The sequence below is a fragment of the Cobetia sp. PS-4MA genome, assembly GCF_057670765.1.
In genome coordinates this window covers 1,253,214-1,270,729 of record NZ_CM173107.1, presented here as the reverse complement: position 1 = coordinate 1,270,729, position 17,516 = coordinate 1,253,214, and the positions used below count along the sequence as shown (strand labels likewise).

The 17,516-nt window shown below is 63.0% G+C and carries 16 protein-coding genes; 8 read left to right on the top strand and 8 right to left on the bottom strand.

Annotated elements, in window-relative coordinates:
- The first annotated feature begins 200 nt into the window (after positions 1-200).
- The 3 genes from AC26AR_RS05445 to AC26AR_RS05435 all read left to right on the top strand — a co-directional run bounded on the left by AC26AR_RS05445 (position 201) and on the right by AC26AR_RS05435 (position 3,005).
- Positions 201-1,064: a lipopolysaccharide kinase InaA family protein gene (locus AC26AR_RS05445; protein WP_488107688.1), complete on the top strand. Its 864-nt coding sequence runs from the start codon at positions 201-203 to the stop codon at positions 1,062-1,064.
- Between the two features lie 364 nt (positions 1,065-1,428).
- Entirely contained in the window at positions 1,429-2,022 is a 594-nt protein-coding gene (locus AC26AR_RS05440; protein ID WP_065392614.1) for an OmpW/AlkL family protein, read from the top strand.
- A gap of 278 nt (positions 2,023-2,300) precedes the next feature.
- Complete coding sequence (locus AC26AR_RS05435; protein WP_488107687.1) at positions 2,301-3,005, top strand: OmpW/AlkL family protein; 705 nt, start codon at positions 2,301-2,303, stop codon at positions 3,003-3,005.
- Positions 3,006-3,086: 81 nt separating this feature from the next.
- Here the strand turns inward: AC26AR_RS05435 and AC26AR_RS05430 are convergent, their stop codons facing one another.
- Complete coding sequence (locus AC26AR_RS05430; RefSeq protein ID WP_191236746.1) at positions 3,087-4,049, bottom strand: DMT family transporter; 963 nt, start codon at positions 4,047-4,049, stop codon at positions 3,087-3,089.
- Positions 4,050-4,209: 160 nt separating this feature from the next.
- Between AC26AR_RS05430 and AC26AR_RS05425 the strand changes: the two genes are divergently transcribed.
- Complete coding sequence (locus AC26AR_RS05425; RefSeq protein ID WP_488107686.1) at positions 4,210-5,853, top strand: aminotransferase-like domain-containing protein; 1,644 nt, start codon at positions 4,210-4,212, stop codon at positions 5,851-5,853.
- Here AC26AR_RS05425 and AC26AR_RS05420 read toward each other — a convergent pair.
- Entirely contained in the window at positions 5,850-6,737 is an 888-nt protein-coding gene (locus AC26AR_RS05420; protein WP_084209035.1) for a carboxylate/amino acid/amine transporter, read from the bottom strand. The two genes, AC26AR_RS05425 and AC26AR_RS05420, sit on opposite strands and share 4 nt — an antisense overlap.
- Before the next feature lie 28 nt (positions 6,738-6,765).
- On the opposite strand from AC26AR_RS05420, the gene AC26AR_RS05415 reads away from it, so the two are divergent.
- A complete protein-coding gene (locus AC26AR_RS05415) occupies positions 6,766-7,290 on the top strand; it encodes a DUF6314 family protein (RefSeq protein WP_488107685.1) in 525 nt (174 codons plus the stop codon).
- A 78-nt stretch (positions 7,291-7,368) separates the two neighbouring features.
- On the opposite strand, the gene AC26AR_RS05410 is transcribed toward AC26AR_RS05415, so the two are convergent.
- The 4 genes from AC26AR_RS05410 to AC26AR_RS05395 all read right to left on the bottom strand — a co-directional run bounded on the left by AC26AR_RS05410 (position 7,369) and on the right by AC26AR_RS05395 (position 10,636).
- Entirely contained in the window at positions 7,369-8,052 is a 684-nt protein-coding gene (locus tag AC26AR_RS05410; RefSeq protein WP_404624653.1) for an alpha/beta hydrolase, read from the bottom strand.
- 606 nt (positions 8,053-8,658) lie between these two features.
- Positions 8,659-9,420: a haloacid dehalogenase type II gene (locus tag AC26AR_RS05405; RefSeq protein WP_279855012.1), complete on the bottom strand. Its 762-nt coding sequence runs from the start codon at positions 9,418-9,420 to the stop codon at positions 8,659-8,661.
- A gap of 425 nt (positions 9,421-9,845) precedes the next feature.
- A complete protein-coding gene (locus tag AC26AR_RS05400) occupies positions 9,846-10,178 on the bottom strand; it encodes a hypothetical protein (protein WP_488107684.1) in 333 nt (110 codons plus the stop codon).
- 116 nt (positions 10,179-10,294) lie between these two features.
- Positions 10,295-10,636: a hypothetical protein gene (locus tag AC26AR_RS05395; RefSeq protein WP_084209039.1), complete on the bottom strand. Its 342-nt coding sequence runs from the start codon at positions 10,634-10,636 to the stop codon at positions 10,295-10,297.
- Positions 10,637-11,563: 927 nt separating this feature from the next.
- On the opposite strand from AC26AR_RS05395, the gene AC26AR_RS05390 reads away from it, so the two are divergent.
- Both AC26AR_RS05390 and brnQ read left to right on the top strand, forming a co-directional pair.
- On the top strand, positions 11,564-12,778 hold the full coding sequence (locus AC26AR_RS05390) for a DUF1853 family protein (RefSeq protein ID WP_488107683.1): 1,215 nt from the start codon (positions 11,564-11,566) through the stop codon (positions 12,776-12,778).
- 274 nt (positions 12,779-13,052) lie between these two features.
- On the top strand, positions 13,053-14,393 hold the full coding sequence (brnQ, locus tag AC26AR_RS05385) for a branched-chain amino acid transport system II carrier protein (RefSeq protein ID WP_219815740.1): 1,341 nt from the start codon (positions 13,053-13,055) through the stop codon (positions 14,391-14,393).
- A gap of 114 nt (positions 14,394-14,507) precedes the next feature.
- Here the strand turns inward: brnQ and AC26AR_RS05380 are convergent, their stop codons facing one another.
- Complete coding sequence (locus AC26AR_RS05380; protein WP_077372558.1) at positions 14,508-15,008, bottom strand: gamma-glutamylcyclotransferase family protein; 501 nt, start codon at positions 15,006-15,008, stop codon at positions 14,508-14,510.
- 28 nt (positions 15,009-15,036) lie between these two features.
- Positions 15,037-15,402, bottom strand: coding sequence for a YqcC family protein (locus AC26AR_RS05375; protein ID WP_084209041.1), 366 nt, complete (start codon positions 15,400-15,402; stop codon positions 15,037-15,039).
- A gap of 76 nt (positions 15,403-15,478) precedes the next feature.
- Here AC26AR_RS05375 and AC26AR_RS05370 point away from each other — a divergent pair, with 76 nt between their 5' ends.
- Positions 15,479-17,467 carry a cation:proton antiporter domain-containing protein gene (locus AC26AR_RS05370; protein ID WP_084209042.1) on the top strand — a complete coding sequence of 663 codons (1,989 nt, stop codon included), beginning with the start codon at positions 15,479-15,481 and terminating at the stop codon, positions 17,465-17,467.
- Positions 17,468-17,516: the final 49 nt, after the last annotated feature.

The following is a 17,516-nucleotide window of genomic DNA, read 5'->3' as shown; positions in this document are numbered from 1 at the left end:
ACAGCGCACGGGCCTGCACGACAGAGGTCATGCACGGCTCGGACAATCCTGCGACGCGTGCTGAATGCGCAGACACAGGAGTTGCCGATCAGCGACTATCACTTCACCAGCAGGCTAACTATCATAGGGCGATCCATCGCTGGGTCCTGCGGCAGGGATTGCCCGTGACTCACCTCCCCTCTTTCGCTCGTGAACTTGCCATGACCTCCTTTTCCCGCCACTCCCTGTCCAGCGCCTCTCGGGGCCCACGTGCCACGGCGCCCCGTGGCCATGCCGACTACTGTGACCCCGCCCTGGGGAATCTGCTGGATTACCACGGCCTGAACCGGTTCGAGGCCCTGTGGCACGTGGCCGCCCAGGACGTTGATGCCCCTAACCGTGAGCGCGGAGGCATCTCGACGGTCTCGCTGCTCACTCTCGAGGACGAGCAGGGCCAGACACATCGCCTCTACCTCAAGCGCCAGACCAACCATCTGGGCCGCAGCCTGTCACGCCCACTGGGCGAGCCGACCTTCTCGCGCGAATGGCGTGCCATCCGCCACTATCACGCGCTGGGCATTCCTTCGGTGGATGCCGGCTGGTATGGCGAGCGCCGCACCGGCAAGGAGTGGCGCGCCATCCTGATCACCTTCGATCTCGACGGCCGCGATGATCTCGACCACTGGCATGCACGCTGGCCGGCGCTGGACGATACCCGACGCACGCAAGTCATCACTGCCAGCGCGCGTCTCGTGCGACAGATTCATCAAGCCGGCATGATGCACGGCTGCCTGTTTCCCAAGCATCTGTTCCTCAGCCGCCCACAGCCCGCCGCCGACGGTGCCAGCGCCATGCAGGAACAGATGGATGCCGTCATCATCGACCTGGAGAAGACCCGACGCTTCGTGCTGCGCCGTCACGAGTGCCAGCGCGACCTCTACGTGTTGTGGCGCCGCCTCAAGGCCTGGCAGGCAGCGGAGTGGCGAGAGTTTCTGGCCGTCTACCTCGACTGTCCCGCGCAGAGTGACGAGGTCAGTCGATGGCTCAACGAGCTTGAAGCACGTGCCCAGCGCAAGCGTCGCTGAATTCCCACACTGGTGGGCGCATCACGCATTGCGTAGCATGCGCTCACCTCATGAGCCGCCTACGACCAACGTCTCATGAATCTGTCGTGAAAATGAACGGCCCTGTCGCTGTCCTGCGCCACCTCCAGTCTCATCCTCGAGACATGCACCTTTTCTGAAATAATCGGTAACATCCGCTAACAAGACGTCAAATATGTTTTCAAACATTGTTCTAAAAAAATGCTTGCCAAAAAGAACAGTGTTTTTTATAGTTCATCTCGTCCCCTGAACAAGGCAGCCTTGCCACACTCGGTACATCCCCCGAGTTCGCCAGGCACCGCCGACAGGAAGCCCCCGAGGCCACAAGCTTCAAGGAGAACATCACATGAAAACCATCAAGATCCTGACTGCTACCGTCATCGCCGGCACCATGGCAATGGGTGCACAATCTGCACTGGCCTACGGCAAGGGCGACATCTTCCTGCGCGGCGGCGTTGCCAAGGTCGACGGCAAGAGCAACAACGGCAATGGCCTGATCGCCAAGGATGAATCCGGTTTCGCCGGCTCCGTGGGCTACATGTTCCACGACAACCTGGCAGTTGCTCTGCAGTCCACTGAAGCATTCAGCACCGACTGGAAAAACAGCGACGGTGGCTTCGATCAGATGCCGATCAACCTGATGCTGCAGTACTACCCGCTGGGCGGTACCGAAGCTCGCGTTCAGCCTTACGCTGGCGTCGGCCTGAACTACACCCACTTCTCCGGTGAGTCTGCCGGTGGCCAGAGCATGGACATCGACGACAGCTACGGCGCTGCTGCCGAGCTGGGTGTTGACCTCAACATCAACGAATCCTGGGCCGTCAATGGCTTCGCTCGTTACGCTGACGTCAAGGCCGACACCAAGATCAACGGCCAGGACGTGAACGACACCGAGCTGGACCCGGTCACCGTCGGTGCCGGTGTCACCTACCGCTTCTAAGTGCTGAAACACGCACTGACGAGCCGCGCCGAGCCATGACGCATCAGGGGTGTTCCCCTTGCCTCATTGACGACGCACAAGAACGCCGCAGGCCTCAGGGCCTGCGGCGTTCTTGCATGCGCGGACAGTCGGCGAGACAGACGGAACTTGATTTGAATCAAGTGTGACGGACCCTTGTCGGACATGACGGCAAACCCTTGTCATGGATCAATTTTTCGTCGACATGAGCTCCTAGACTGACATCTCCTTTCTCACCCCCTGTCACTTCGGGAGCGAACATGTCAGCCGCACAGTCCTTCTTGCCCTTCTCCTTCTGCCGGTCCTCTTCACGCCCGCTGCGCATGGCGGCGATCACGGCCGCACTCACGCTGACTGCCACGTCGGCTGTCGCTGCGCCGTTCTCGTCGACTGACTCAGGCCTCGAGAACCTCGATTATGGTGCCGGCCAGTTCTGGACGCGTGCGGGTGTCGCCAAGGTCTCGCCTAAGAGCGACAACGGTCGCATCGATGCCATCGGTGCCGACGTGGACGTCGATGATGACAGCGCCTTCGCCTTCACTCTGGGGTATCGCTTCACCGATACCCTGGGGATCGAGCTGCTGGCCGCGCAGAATTTCGAGCATGACATCCCGCTGAATGGCCAGAAGGCCGGCTCCGTCGATCATCTGCCACCGACCCTGACACTGCAGTACTACCCCCTCGGTGGACGCGACTCCCGCATCCAGCCGTATATCGGTGCAGGCGTCAATTACACCCACTTCTCCGATGAAACCCTCGATGACGGCACCAAGCTCGAGATGGATGACAGCTGGGGCGCGGCCGCACAGATCGGTGTCGACCTGGTCATCAATGAGCATTGGGCGGCCAACGTCGCTGCCTGGTATCTGGATATCGATTCCGATGTCACCGTGGCGGGCAGCGTCAACGACAAGGTCGAGATCGACCCGATCGTGACCATGGCCGGTATCAGCTATCGCTTCTGAGTCGCGCATCTGACTGGCCACAGACGACAACGCCCCGCCAGCCCATCACGGGCCGGCGGGGCGTTGTGCTTTCAGGGCGAATCAGCGCGAGGCGGCCTGCCCGCTGCTCGGTGCCGACGTCTCGGGCGCTGACGGCGACGTGTCGTCAGCCGGCGCCCTGGCTACCTTGCCCGGACGGGGGCGATCCAGCACCAGCCCCAGCACGACCAGCGCCGCTCCCACCACCATCAAGGCGGTCCACTGCTCATCGAACAGCCACCAGGCCATCAGCGCGGCACACGGTGGCACCAGGAAGAAGGTACGTGCGACCTGGTGGGCCTCGCCACGTTCGAGCATCAGCATCAGCAACCAGATGGCACCCACCGAGATGGCGATCACCAGCCAGGCGAGGGTCAGCAGCAGACGAGGCGTCGGGTCGAAGGCGAAGCTACCTACGCTGCTGGCTGCGATGAGGAAGACACAGCCCGCTCCCAGATACTGGAATACCAGCCCCTCCACCAGCCCCATCCGACCACCGACACGCTTCTGCCACAGCGTCGAGCTGGACACGCCGATGAGCGCCACCAGACACCACAGCAGGCCGATCATCGGCCACTCGAGCGTAGCGCTTGCGGCGCCTGCCCCCTGAAGCATGCCCGCCCCCAGCACCAGACTGACGCCAATCGCGCCACACCCCAGCCCCAGCCACTGCCTGGCGCCCAGACGGATACCGAACAGCGGCAGTGACAGCGCCGCCGTCACCAGAGGGTGCAGGCTGACCAGCAAGGCCGTCAGCCCCGCAGGCAGCCCGGCCTTGACCGCCGCGAACACGCCACCCAGATAGGCGCCGTGCAACAGCATGCCGATGCCCATCTGAGCCAGCTTGTCATGGCGCTGCCCCCATTGGCGCGGCTTGCGGCGTATCCACAGGATCAGCCCCAGCACCGGCAGTACCAGCAGGCTACGCACCAGCAGCAGCGTGAAAGGCTCAGCATCCAGGGTGCCGAAACGTGCGGCGATGAACCCGGTGGCGAACAGGAAGACGAAGGTCAGCGGCATCCACATCAGATTGACTCCAGAGCACGAGAGACGGGACCTCACTGTCCCGAGGAGCGCTCACACCGAGCGCGTCAGGCATCGCCGGCGTGATGTGACATGAGCTTGCCGCGAAGGCATCAGGGGATACAAGATACAGAGAATGGCTTTTTCAGGGGATACAGTTCGCATGAGTGGCACTCAAGACCTCCCATCAGCGCCGCGCTACCAACAACTGGCGACGCGCTTGAAAGCCGAGATGGCGACGGGGCAACTCGTCCCCGGACAACGGCTGCCCTCATTGCGCCGCCAGGCGGCCCTGTCAGGGCTGGGGCTCAACAGCGTGATCCGCGCCTATGGCGAGCTGGAATCCGCCGGCTTCCTCGTGGCTGTCCCGCGCCGGGGATTTCAGGTCGCGGCCGCAGCGGCGCCTCCCTCTTCCGCCAGCCGCGATCACGACGCCGCCCCGTCACGCTGCACCCCTCTTGCCACTCCGTCACTGGCCATCGATGACCCGGCCTGGCAGGCCATGGCTCATGCCAGCGACCCGGCGCTGGCCCCGCTGGGCGCGGCGCATCCCGAGCTGGATGCGCCCGCCGTGCGGCGCCTCTATCGGCTGGTGCGCCAGAAGCTCAAGCATCACGCCGAATCCCCCAGCGCCTACGCGCTGCCCCCGGGCTCCCCCGCCCTGCGCGAGGCTATCGCCTCTCACCTCAGCCACCATGGCCATCACTGTCACGGTGACACCCTGTTGCTGTGTCAGGGGGCTCAGCAAGGCATGTCGCTGATTCTCCGACAATGGCGCGCAAGCCGGGGACGCTGCCGCATCGGCATCGAGGCCCCCGGCTATTTCGGTGTGCTTGCGGCGGTGGAAGCCAATGGTCACGAAGCCATTGCCCTGCCGACACATGCTGGAAGCGGACTGGATATCGAGGCATTGGCCAGACTGCTGGAGGAAGGAGAGGCAAGGCAGATGGACAGGCGGCAGACGTGTGCAGGCAAGACGCGGCCAGAGATGCCGCCCACGGCCGGGAACCGACACGGCAAGGCCGCCCTCCACGCGCTGATCGTCTCACCGGATTGCCACAACCCGCTGGGTGGCCAGCTGAGCCTGGCGGATCGAGATCGCCTGCTCAAGCTGGCCCAACGCCACGGGGTACAGATCATCGAGAATGCCACCTTCGCGGAACTGAGCTTCGACACCCGTCTGCCCTGGCTGATGGACCTCCATCAGCGCCAGGCACCGTCACCGGCGCAGACAACGCCACTGGGACAGACAATATCACCGGAACAGGCACCCGGCGTGATCACGGTGGGATCGCTGTCCAAGACGCTCGACCCGCGAGCACGCTGTGGCTGGGTGTGGCTCCCACGGCCCGAAAGCGTGACGCCTGACGCCGAGCTGGGCATGCAGGGGCTGATTCGCGCACGCTGGGCCGATGGCATGGGCGACATGCCATGGATGCACGCCGCCCTCGCGGAACTGATCGCCAGCGGCGATTACGGGCGCCATGTCCACCGCATGCGCCGCTGCTACGCGAAGCGCCTGCAACTGCTGCGCGAGACGCTAGCCTCTGCTCTCGGCGATGGGGTCTGGCTGCCCGGTGTCAGTGGTGGCTATCTGCAGTGGTGCGGCCTGCCGGGACTCGATGGCGCGGCCCTTTCCCGCCTGCACCGCGAGCTGCTCGAGGCTGGCATCGCCACTCTGCCCGGCTACCTGTTCAAGGCGGTCAGTCCCGGCCTGCGCCTCAATGCGGCCCAACTGCAGAACGATGAGACCCTCGCACGATTGACCACGACCCTGCGCAACGCGCTGCACGGAGCCGATGCCTAGCGAACGCTCTGCGCCTCACGCGCGCGCTGCTCACGCTGGCGCGCCCAGAACTGATTGATCAACAGCGCCAGCACGATGACCGCCCCGCCCAGCGCGAGACGCGGCAGGTCCGCGTCGCGATTCCAGATCAGCAGATTGACCAGCAGTCCCGCCGGTACCAGCGCATTGTTCATGATCGCCAGGGTACCGGCATCGACGCGCGTCGCTCCCTTGTTCCACAGGAAGTAGCCCATCCCGGACGCCACGATGCCCAACCAGCCCAGCACCACGAAGTGCACCGGCTGCGAAGGCAGCTTGTCGGTATTGCCGAACAGCAGGAACATCACGACCACCAGCGCCAGGGCGCCAAGATAGAACCAGCCGAACACATGACGGTGCGCGACACCTTCAGGCAGCTGGGGCGAGAGATGACGATAGGCGACCTGGCCGATGGCAAAGCACAGATTGGCCCCCTGAACGACGGCAAAGCCGAGCCAGAAGCCCTCGGTGACCCCGTCGTAGCGAATGATCGCCGCACCGATGACCGCCACCATCGCCGTGAGCAGGTAGAATGGCGACAGCCGACGTTTCATCATGTCATCCAGGAGGGTGATGTAGATGGGCGTGAAGATCGTGAACAGCAGCACTTCCGGGACGGGCAACAGCAGGAAGGAGCGGTAGAAGAAGATGTACATCAGCCCCAGCTGTACCGCGCCAATGGCCATCAGCTGCCAGCGGATGCGGCCACTGATCGCCCGTGGGCGCAGAAAGGGAGCAAAGATCAGGCTGGCCAGCACGATGCGTGTCAGCACGGCCAGATAGCTATCGACCTGACCGGACAGGTAGACGCCGATCAGGGAAAACGAGAAGGCCCACAGGGCCGTGACACCGATCAGGTAGGACATGACGAGTAAACCCGTTAGGCAGAGAAAGTTGACAGGCATTGTAACCCTCCACGCGCTGCTTGAGCAGATACGCCACCTGGAATTTTCGTCACGCTCGGGGCCTGCCTCACGCAACGCCTGGTCCGGCCATGGCAGCGGTGAAGTGCGCCTCGAGAAGGAGATGCCTGATGGGGCCGGCAGGACTGGGGCGGAAGACTCGTGGGACATCCTCTTCAATGAACAGGGGCAGTTCCGACTGGAGGGCCAGGCCAGCAGTGTCACGTTCAGCAATCGCTATCGCTGGCGACTGAGCCCCGATGGCACGGCCCTGTCACTGAGCCATGAGCGCCGCGGCCGCGATGCGGCGGTCTTCCTGTTCGACCTGATCGAGGCTTCCACAGGCGATGGTGACCACTTCATCAGCCGCGAGGCACACCTGTGCATCGATGACCTCTATTCCGCCACCCTCGTCATCGTGCGCGACGCGGATGACAAGCCCTGCGGCTTCGACCTTGACTGGCGCATCACCGGCCCGCGCAAGGATGAACATCTCGCCTATCGCTATCGCTGCTGAACTTGACCCGCGCTGCCGGCACATGAAAACGCCGCTGACGAATCACTCCGTCAGCGGCGTTGTGGGACTGGCGGCCGATCAGGCCAGCAGGCGTGCCGTGAACCATTCGCCGATCGCCTCGATCTCCTCGAGACACACGGCGTGCGCCATCGGCCAGGTCTGCCATTCAAGCGGATGCCCGAGGGCGCGAGCACTCTCGGCGCCAGCCTCCCCCAGTGCCAGCGGCACGATGTCATCCTGGGTGCCGTGATGGACACTGATGGCCAGCCCCTGATTGGCGGTTGACGGCGTGATGGTCGCGCTGGTGGCGAAATAGGTGGAGAGCGCCAGCAACCCACCCAACGGCCGCTCACAGCTCAACGCCGCCTCGTAGACCACGGCACCGCCCTGAGAAAAGCCTGCCAGCAGGATGCGCTCACTGGCGATCCCCTGCGCGACCTGCTCCTCGATCAAGGCATGCACGTAAGCCGCGGACTCGCGCAGCTGCACTTCATCGACACGCCGCCCAAGATTCATCTCGAGAATGTCGTACCAGGCCGGCATGCGCATGCCGCCATTGACGGTCACGGCCAGCTCACGCGCGTGCGGGAAGACGAAACGCACGCCGTGATCCGCCGGCAATCCCAGCGCCGGCACCACGGGCACGAAATCACTGCCGTCCGCCCCCAGCCCATGCAACCAGATGACACAGGCATCCGCCTGGCCCTGAGGCTCGATGATCTGCGGACTACGGTGGCCATGCTGGGGTGATGCGTCGTTCATCTCTGCGCTCCTGTCTGGAAAAGGGGAATGCCGCCCAGCCTACCATTGACATTGGTGTCTGCCACCTGCGCTCCCCTCGCTCAGACCCCGACCGCGCGATGCAGCACGCCTGCTCGGCCTGCGCTCCCCCTCTTCTGGCGCGCTCTCACCATGACACTGCCTCTGGACGCGAGACATAAAAAAACCCGCCAATCGGGCGGGCAATGAATGTCGGGACAGCGACACCCAGGACAGGAAAGCGCTTGAGAAACCGTGCCTGCGGGGGGCTTTCTCAAGCACTCTGGGTCTTTCTGAGAAGCATCCTTCTCGAGATCGCCTGAGGACTGTCACGCCACCTCTATGCGACCTGTCAGCGCGCCATTCCATCATCACGCACCATCGATCAACATCAACGAAATACAGCGCATGACAGCGAACCACCATCACGAAATCTCGACAATATCGCCAGAATACTTGCGGATTATTCACGATGAATCTGCCAGGCGATGGGACCGGCAGCCTCCCGATTGACAGGATATGATTTCTGTCAAAGGAGATTCGCCAGCCCCACCGATACCGCGGACTTCAGGGTGACAGGATCTCGATATCCCCCGCCAATCAAGGAAATTACTCCAGAATGTCGGCCAGTTCGTTCACATCCTTCACGACATGATCCGGCGCCTTTGAAAGCGGGAAGAGTGCCTTGCCCGGGCGGGCGATGAAGGTGGTCTGCAAGCCCGCTTCCTTGGCACCCGCGACATCCCAACCATGTGCAGCGACCATCATGGCTTCTTCAGGTTCGACATCGAGCTTGTCCAGCACCCACTCATAGGAACGCAGGTCCGGCTTGTAGATCTGGATATCTTCAATGCTGTAGCGAGCATCGAAATACGGCAGCAGTCCCGCGTTCTCGAACTGGGCCTTGACGCCCTTGTTGGACGAGTTGGTCAGACTGACGATCTTGTAGCCTTCGGCCTTGAGCCTGGCCAGACCTTCCTTGACATCAGGGTGAGGCGGGAGTGTCAGCAACGGTGTGATGATGGCCTCCTTCGCCTGCTCATCCGTCAGTTCGACACCGTTGTTCTGCGCGACCACCAGCAACGAGGCGACACCGATCTGCCCGAAGTCGTGATAGTCCCGGGTCACGGTAGACACCAGGGAGTAATGCAGCATGGTCGAGAACCACAGGGGCAGCAGGTCTTCTCTTCCCCCCAGTGCCTCACCGACCGAACTGCGCATCGAGGTCAGGTCCAACAGCGTTTCATTGACATCGAAGATGAGCACCTTGGGCTTATCGACGACATCATCCGCCATCGCATTCCCCGACATCAGGCCGATACCCAACAACACTGAACCTGCCACCTTCTTGAGTTTTCCGCGCACCATCATGGGTCTCCACTTGATCGATATCATGGCATCCGGCCTCGACATTTCCGGCATGCCGCTCGGCAATCAACAACGTTTAATCACCGTGACCCACCATGACACCCTCACCATGAACTGGCGATGAATCTTCACGAAAAATGCGGGAAACATCTGCAATGATCCAGATGAATCACCCTTCCTTACGAGGACTGACTGGCTTGTCATTCTCGAGCGCCTATCACGCCTTGCGCCCCAGAAATCGTCTCAAGTCTTCTCAATGACACATCGCAGATATCAACATCCAATCGACGTAATATGGGGCATATAATGCCTCACGAAGACTCAAGGAAATCCTCCAGTACCTTGTCGACATCCAGCACATATCATGCGCAGAGACGGCCCACCCGGTGGCGGCAGCCAAGACCATCCACCGCTGCGATCCTCTGACCTCAGACGCTTTCGCTCAGGGCATGCTGGACGCGGGTGGCGGAAACGCTCTTGCCGGCATCATTGACGTACTCGCGGGAATCACGAGTGATCTGCGCCTGCTGACCATTGACGCTCTGGCTGTTCAGCGCCTGCTCGACACGACTGGCCGCAACACTCTTGCCGGCGTCGTTGAGGTGCAGCGGCTGAGACGCTGCCTGCTGGGCCTGACCGTGGATCACGGATTCGCTGATGGTGGCGCGGACCTGCTGGTCGGCAACGCTATCAGCGTTGGCAACGCCTGCGGTGGTGACGGAGAGAACGGCGGCGGCGATGAGGGCATTGAAGGTCTTCATGATGTGACTCCTGGAAATGACACTGACGAAAGAGGTAGGGAAAGACAGAGTGCTTGAGAGCGACGCGCCGAGAGGCCGTGTCTTGCGACCCGTTGACGACTCAGCGTTGCGTCGGCTCAGGCGTTGTCGCTGATGCTCTGCTGGACTCGGCTGGCTGCGACACTCTTGCCCTGCTCGGAAACGGTGTCATTGGCCCGGGATACGGCAGCGGTCTGCTGGCCACGAATGTGCTCGGCATTGAGTGATTGCTCGACACGTCCGGCGGCAACGCTCATTCCAGTCTCCGCGAAGCTCTGCTGGCTGGTGGCTGCCGGCTGGGACTGGCCGATGATCTGCTGGCTGTTCAGCGCATTCTGGACGCGCAGAGCGGCAGGGCTGTCATCAGCGGCAAGGGCGGACGTGCTGGCAGTGGCGATGACGGCGGCGGCGATCAATGTCTTCAGTGTGGTGTTCTTCATGGTCTATCTCCTGGTCCTGGGTAGCGGATGATTCCGCGTGAAGTCGTTGTCAGCGAGTGAAGGATCTGGCGAGTAGCCCCTGTCCGGGCTCCGTCCTCCATTGGCTGTGGGTCGTGCTTCGCTTCGATAATTAACAGACTAATCTTTATTCCGCTTTCTAACTAGCCGTGCCATGGGAAGCTCACTGTTTCGCCTTGAGCAACAAACTCGCGGTGGGCTGTCGATTCCGGGGCCAGCCTCTTCCGCGCGCCCCTCGAGATCGAAAATTCTTGTCAGAGTCACGGACAACTCTTGTATAACCATAATGGCGCAGAAACTTCCTGATTCCGTGCCGAGTCAGCCATCTGACTGACGTCTTGCCCTGGCAGAATCCTTCGGTGTTCGAGAGAAATCCCTGTCTCGAGACTCCCCTCGGGAAAACATGTCGCCAGCGGTGAAGTGTGTCGTCATGTTCTGATGAGACATACGCCAAGGCCTTGAGACTGGATGCAGCAGAAAGAGAAATAATGCGTTTATTTTTCTGTTGGCCAGCGACAGGAAGCCGGATAACTCCCTTGCAGAGCAGAGGATTGTTCACCCCGGTCGCCCGAATTGTTTCTCACCCACCGGGCACGCCGAAGGTCGCTTCCACCATCGCCGGGGGCCCTGGCTCAAGCACGCTGCCTGGCCGCGATCGTCAGATGACGGCTCCGTCCTGGTCAGGTGACAAGGGGGCATTCAGACCTCAAGAGACACGCGCACATTGCCTGCATATTGTCTGCATGTTGCATCTACCCTTCGTTGAACACGCCGAGAGACGTGCAGCGCGTGGAGTACCGGCCTGACCATCACGGGTTGGTTCTCATGAGGAATCAATCCTCAAAGACGATGCCCTCGCCAACGCAGTCAGCAGAGGTCGGGGTCCCTCTGGCACGAATGGCCGCGTGGGTGAGTGAGCGTTACACTGGCGACATGTCCAACCCGCCACCGATTCCTGACAATGATGCGCCTTTTCAGGCCCCTCCCACCCGCTGGCCGAAGACTGCCGGGCAGACCCTGCGTGGCGAATGCGAGCGCTATACGCATCCGCGCGTCAGGGATATCGCCTGGTTGTTGAGTGCCCCGGACCTGCTGACACTGCGCCCTTATCAGCGCCCGGCTCTCGAGGCGTTGGGACTGGGCGACGACATCACTCGCCATCGCTGGCTGAGCGAGCTTGAGCAGGCCCCCGAGGCACTGGAATCCGCGGTGGATGAGCGTCGCCACCATCGGCTCGGTCTCTATCACGAGCTGCTGTGGCGGTTCGTGCTGGCCCACGCCCCGGGCAGCCGACTGTTGGCCCACAATCTCAGGATCATGGAAGGCAAGATCACGCTGGGCGAGCTGGACATGCTGTATCTGGCGGCAGGCGACACGACCCCCACCCACCTGGAAGTCGCGATCAAGTTCTATCTGGGATTGCCACAAGGTCCGGGTCCGGCGGATGGCCTGGAGCGCTGGATCGGCCCGGGTGGTGCCGACAGTCTCGCCATCAAGACGCGACGCAGTCTTGCGCACCAGCTGCCACTGGCGCTCAGCGAGCGGGGGCAACAGACGATTCGTCAGGCGCTTGGTCTACCCGTGAGCGACGCCGCCGAGGCGACGGGAGACTCGGCCCCCAGGTGGCTCGCGGGCCAATGCCTGGCCATGCCCGGCGGTCTGTTTCGCCCCTGGCAGCCGGAGACACCTGCCGATGAGCAGCTGCCGCCACCGCGTCACTGCCATCCTTCAAGCGCGGCGCAGGCTGGCTGGTGGGTCCCCGTGAGCCAGTTTTCCGCCTTCTGCCAGCGCCTCGACAGCACCGCGATGGGTACCGCGCCGCTGCTGGGCTGTCTCAGGGAAAAGCCCGCCTGGCTGGCCCCTCCCCCTGTGCAATCACTGTCCGGGTGGCGCGAGCTGCAACTCTGGCTCGAGGACTATTTCGCGCCCTCTGACGGGGAAGCGAACCCGCCAACGGGCACTCCCCGGCAGGCGCCGCCTCAGCATCCGCGTCAGCTATGGCTGGAGCGCGCGCCGCACCGGCCCTTGGACTCGCGACACGACACCCCCTCTCAATGGCGGGTATTCGTGGTGCCGGATGGATGGCCTCACTTCATCCCGCTGCCCCCGGCTTCCCCCACCTGACGACTCACGTCGCGATCAGACCGGCAAGCGGACTGCTCGGGAGGGAGTACTCACTTTGTCTTGATGCGTGAAATCAACGATAATGCGCCGCGTCAGATTCAGGCGACTCACAGGTTGGCCTGTTTCTCGCCATGAGACGCGGGCTTCGCACTACCCCGCGAGCCCGAGTCTGCTGGTGACCTCACCCCTGTCGCTGGCCAACGGCTTCCCGGCAGCGTGTCGACTCCGACATCCTGCTGCCGCAACGCATCCGCTGAATCCGTAGGACGTCATCTTGAAAACACGACTTTCCAGCCTCGATATCGTGGCGCTGGGCTTCATGACATTTGCGCTCTTCCTTGGCGCTGGCAACATCATCTTCCCGCCTCAGGTAGGTCAGGGCGCAGGGGCCGAGTTCTGGCCAGCCGCACTCGGCTTTCTGACCACCGGTGTCGGCATGCCGCTGGCCGGAATCGTCGCGGTCGCCGTGATCGGCGGCGGGCTCGACAAGATCACCTCCCCGCTGCCCAAGTGGGCGGCAGCGGCCTTCGGCGTCGCCATCTACCTGTCCATCGGGCCGATGTTCGCCATCCCGCGTACCGGTACCGTCGCCTTCGAGATGGGCATGCGTCCGTTCATCGACATGACGCCCGAGTCAGGCCTGGCATTGCACTCGGTGGTGTTCTTCGGCATTGCCACCCTGATCGCCCTGAGCCCCGGCAAGCTGATGGACGTGGTCGGCAAGTGGCTGACCCCGCTGTTGATCGCGCTGCTGGCACTGATCGCGCTGTTCACCATCATCGACCCGCAGGGGCCGCTGGGCCCGGTGAGCCCCGAGTGGGCCGAAGCGCCCTTCATGACCGGCTTCCAGCAGGGCTACCTGACCATGGATGCGCTGGCCTCGATGGTGTTCGGCATCCTGATCGTCTCGGCGATCAAGGCGCGTGGCATCACCGCCACCGCTGACGTGACGCGCTACACCCTGTGGGCCGGCGCGATCGCCGCGATCTGTCTGGCCGCCGTCTATCTGCCGCTGACCTACATGGGCGCCACCAGCCATGCTCTGGTGACGGAAGCCGCCAAGGGCGAACTGATTCCGGTCTACGTCGAGGCCTTGTTCGGCGATGCCGGCAAGCTGATTCTGGCGCTGGTCATCACTCTGGCGTGTCTGACCACCGCGGTGGGCCTGCTGACCTCCTGCGGCGAGTTCTTCCATCGCCTGCTGCCGAGCGTGCCCTACCGTCTGCTGGTGATCGTGATGGCCGTGGCCTCGGCGTTGATCGCCAACCTGGGCCTCTCGACCCTGATCAGCGTCTCGATTCCGGTGCTGGTCACGCTCTACCCACTGGTGCTGGTGCTGACGCTGCTCTCCTACCTGCGCCCGCGCCTGCATGATGCACCGCGCGTGTTCGCCTGGAGCCTGGGCCTGACCCTGCTGGTCAGCCTGCTCGATGGCTTCGAAGCCAGTGGCATCGATTCCCTGATGGCCATCTCGCACCGCATCGAGCCGCTGCTGCCGCTGGCCTCCATGAATCTGGGCTGGCTGGCACCTGCACTGGCGGGCCTGATCATCGGCATGCTGACCAGCCGTCGTGACCAGACGAATCTGGACCCGGTACTGACCGAGCAACGCTGAGCGCCCCTCGGCCCTCCCCTGGTGGCATGATGTTGCCAGGGCGTTGCCATGAAAAAGCCCGCCCCTCGTGATGAGGGGCGGGCTTTTTTCGTCACGGCTGTCGTCTCTGGCGTCTCAGCGCGGCGTGCTGCGTGACAGCCCCAGCCGTGCGAGCGTGTCATCATCCAGCGAGTGCACCGCTTCCACGTCTGCCAATGCCGTGAAATAGTCCGGGGTCAGGAAGTCACGCCCACCCAGCAGGTGCTCGAGATACTCACGGGCCGGCTTGAGTCCCTGACCGGTGCGCTCCGGCAAGGCGATGTACACCCAGGCCTCGATGACACCGTCACGTGTCACGATGGCATGACGAAAGCGCTCATATTCATGTGGGCGCCCCTCGTAGGGGTCCATCAGGGTGATCTGCTCAGGGTCGCGCAGCTCGTAGAGCACCCCTTCGACACGCTCACCCCGCGCCGGTTGCACATTGGCATGTGCGATCCCCGGAACACGCGACGCCTTGTCGAAACTCAGCCGATGCTCCTCCAGCCAGCCATGCAGGGCACGACGCGTGTCACCGATGCGTGCCGCGACACGCGCCGGATTCATGTTGCTTCCGTAGGCGAAGTAGTACGGCATACCCGTCTCCCGTGTGAACCGCGACGACTCAGTTGTCGGTGATCAGCGTATCGATCTCGCGCACGACTTCCGTCATCGCCACGCGGCGCTCCGGACGCGCATCCTTCAACCAGGCCTCGATGGCAGGCGCCACGTCACACTTCACCGGGAAGCTGCCACGTGCGTCACACAGTGCCTCGAGACGCGCGATGAACACAAAACGCAGCCACTGCCCCATGTCCATGCGGTCCACGCAGAAGGGCTCCACGCTCATGAAGGCCTCTGGGGTCGGTGTCTCCATGCGCCACAGATCCGCCGCCTTCATCGTCGCTTCCAGGCGTGCCAGCAGGTCACGCAATTCGTCATGCGCGTTGCCGGCGAGTTCGCCGTCCTGGGGTATTTCGGTCGGGTTCATGACACCTCCGTCAATTCATGCATGATGCGTTCACGGTATTATCCCGTTCATACGCTTGGAAGGCCAGGAGGGCCAGATGGCAGATAGCCTGTTCAATGACGTGATGATCCTGCTGGGGGCCTCGGTGGTCGCGGCGGCGCTGTTCCGACGCCTGCACCTGCCACCGGTACTGGCCTATCTGGCGGTGGGCTTTCTGGTCGGCCCGCATCTGGCAGGCTGGATAGGCCGTCCGGAAGAGCTGGCCTTTCTGTCGGAGTTCGGCCTGGTCTTTCTGTTGTTCTCGCTGGGATTGGAATTCTCGATGCCCCGCATGCGAGCCCTCAAGACCACCGTCTTCGGACTGGGAGCCTCCCAGGTGGTGGTCTGCAGCGGACTCTTCTGGGCGCTGGGCTGCGCACTGGGGCTGACCCCTGCCGCGGCGCTGGTCGCGGCCGGCGCACTGGGACTTTCTTCCACGGCCATCGTGACGCGGGAGCTGGCGCGCTGGAACGAGCTGGACAGCCCCCACGGCCATGCCGCGGTGGGAGTGTTGCTGTTTCAGGACCTTGCCGCCCTGCTGTTCCTGATCCTGATTCCGGCCATGGCGGGAGATGGCAGCCAGCTGCTCAGCGATCTGGGCGTGATGCTGGCCAAGGGTATCGGCCTGGTGGTGGTGATGATGGCCATCGGCAAATGGGTGCTGCCACTGGTCTTTCAGGAAGTCGCGCGCTCACGCTCGGAAGAGCTGTTCGTGCTCACCGTATTGCTGGTGGCCCTGTTCTCGGCCTGGCTGACCCACAGCCTGCACCTTTCGATGGCGCTCGGCGCCTTCCTGGCGGGCATGATGCTCGGTGAAAGCCATTACCGGCATCAGATTGAGGCGGACATTCGCCCGTTCCGGGACATCCTGCTGGGCCTGTTCTTCGTCTCGGTCGGCATGCTGCTCGACCCGCATGTTCTGCTGGCACAGTGGTACTGGGTGGTGATCGGCGTGATCTGCCTGCTGACCACCAAGGCACTGTTGATCACGGGGCTTGCCAGACTCTCCGGACGACCACTGGATTCGGCCATGCGCACCGGCCTGGTGCTGTCACAGGGCGGAGAGTTCGGGTTTGCCCTGCTGGCACTGGCCAGTCAACAGCAGCTGATGGACACCGATACCGTGGGACTGGTGGTGGCGATCATCATCGGCTCGCTGGTCGTCACGCCCTCGCTCATTCGTCACAACCAGCATCTGTCGCAACGTGCCTGCCGCTCACATACCCCCACCCAGGAAAATCCGCACACCACGGCGCAGTTGAGCGAGGCCACGGCCCCGCTGCACGACCACGTCATCGTGTGCGGCTTCGGGCGTGTCGGTCAGACCGTCGGGCGCTTCCTGACCCAGGAGAAGCTCCAGTGGATCGCCATCGATGCCGACCCCATCCGCGTGCATGAAGCCGCCAGCGCGGGTGAACCGGTGGTCTTCGGTGATGCCCAGCGTCAGGACATTCTGCGCGCACTGGGCATCGAGCGCGCCCGCCAGGTGGTGATCACCGTCAACCAGCTGCCGCATGCACTGGCCATCCTGCATGCCATCCAGCCGCTGCAGCTCCCCGAGCTCAAGGTGCTGGTGCGCACCCAGGATGATGCCGACCTGGACACCTACAAGGCCGCCGGCGCGACCGAGGTGATCCCGGAGGTACTGGAAGGCTCATTGATGCTGGTCTCGCATGTGCTGGTCAATCTCGAGGTGCCATTTCGCCGTGTGGCGCGCTCGATCCAGAAGGCCCGCGAGGCCCGCTACAGTCTGCTGCATGGCTACTTCCACGGCCAGCAGTCCCAGCTGACCGACAAGCGTGGCAACCCGCTGCTGAGACGCCATCCCGTGACCCTGACCGAGAGCACCTGGGCCTGTGAGCGCCGACTGGACGAGATCTCCCTGCCGGAGCGCAGCGGTATCCTGATCTCCCGCATCGTGCGCGCCAACGGGGACTGCATCGAGGAGCCCACGGGTGATCTTCGTCTCGCGTGTGGCGATACGCTGGTATTGTCCGGGCTGGCTGATCATATTGAAGAGGCAGAAGCGCGTCTGTTGTCGGGCTGAGGCTCTGTCCGCCGGACGGGCACAGGAGACCGGCCTTTCGACAGCAGGC

Bases quoted from the DNA above. Each gene is read 5' to 3' on its own strand.
- AC26AR_RS05440 (WP_065392614.1), top strand. From the start codon at position 1,429: ATGAAAACCATCAAGATCCTGACTGCTACCGTCATCGCCGGCACCATG.
- AC26AR_RS05380 (WP_077372558.1), bottom strand. From the start codon at position 15,008: ATGCCGTACTACTTCGCCTACGGAAGCAACATGAATCCGGCGCGTGTC.
- AC26AR_RS05410 (WP_404624653.1), bottom strand. From the start codon at position 8,052: ATGAACGACGCATCACCCCAGCATGGCCACCGTAGTCCGCAGATCATC.
- AC26AR_RS05435 (WP_488107687.1), top strand. From the start codon at position 2,301: ATGTCAGCCGCACAGTCCTTCTTGCCCTTCTCCTTCTGCCGGTCCTCT.
- AC26AR_RS05395 (WP_084209039.1), bottom strand. From the start codon at position 10,636: ATGAAGAACACCACACTGAAGACATTGATCGCCGCCGCCGTCATCGCC.
- AC26AR_RS05445 (WP_488107688.1), top strand. From the start codon at position 201: ATGACCTCCTTTTCCCGCCACTCCCTGTCCAGCGCCTCTCGGGGCCCA.
- AC26AR_RS05430 (WP_191236746.1), bottom strand. From the start codon at position 4,049: ATGTGGATGCCGCTGACCTTCGTCTTCCTGTTCGCCACCGGGTTCATC.
- AC26AR_RS05375 (WP_084209041.1), bottom strand. From the start codon at position 15,402: ATGAACCCGACCGAAATACCCCAGGACGGCGAACTCGCCGGCAACGCG.
- AC26AR_RS05405 (WP_279855012.1), bottom strand. From the start codon at position 9,420: ATGATGGTGCGCGGAAAACTCAAGAAGGTGGCAGGTTCAGTGTTGTTG.
- AC26AR_RS05420 (WP_084209035.1), bottom strand. From the start codon at position 6,737: ATGTCCTACCTGATCGGTGTCACGGCCCTGTGGGCCTTCTCGTTTTCC.
- AC26AR_RS05370 (WP_084209042.1), top strand. From the start codon at position 15,479: ATGGCAGATAGCCTGTTCAATGACGTGATGATCCTGCTGGGGGCCTCG.
- AC26AR_RS05400 (WP_488107684.1), bottom strand. From the start codon at position 10,178: ATGAAGACCTTCAATGCCCTCATCGCCGCCGCCGTTCTCTCCGTCACC.
- AC26AR_RS05425 (WP_488107686.1), top strand. From the start codon at position 4,210: ATGAGTGGCACTCAAGACCTCCCATCAGCGCCGCGCTACCAACAACTG.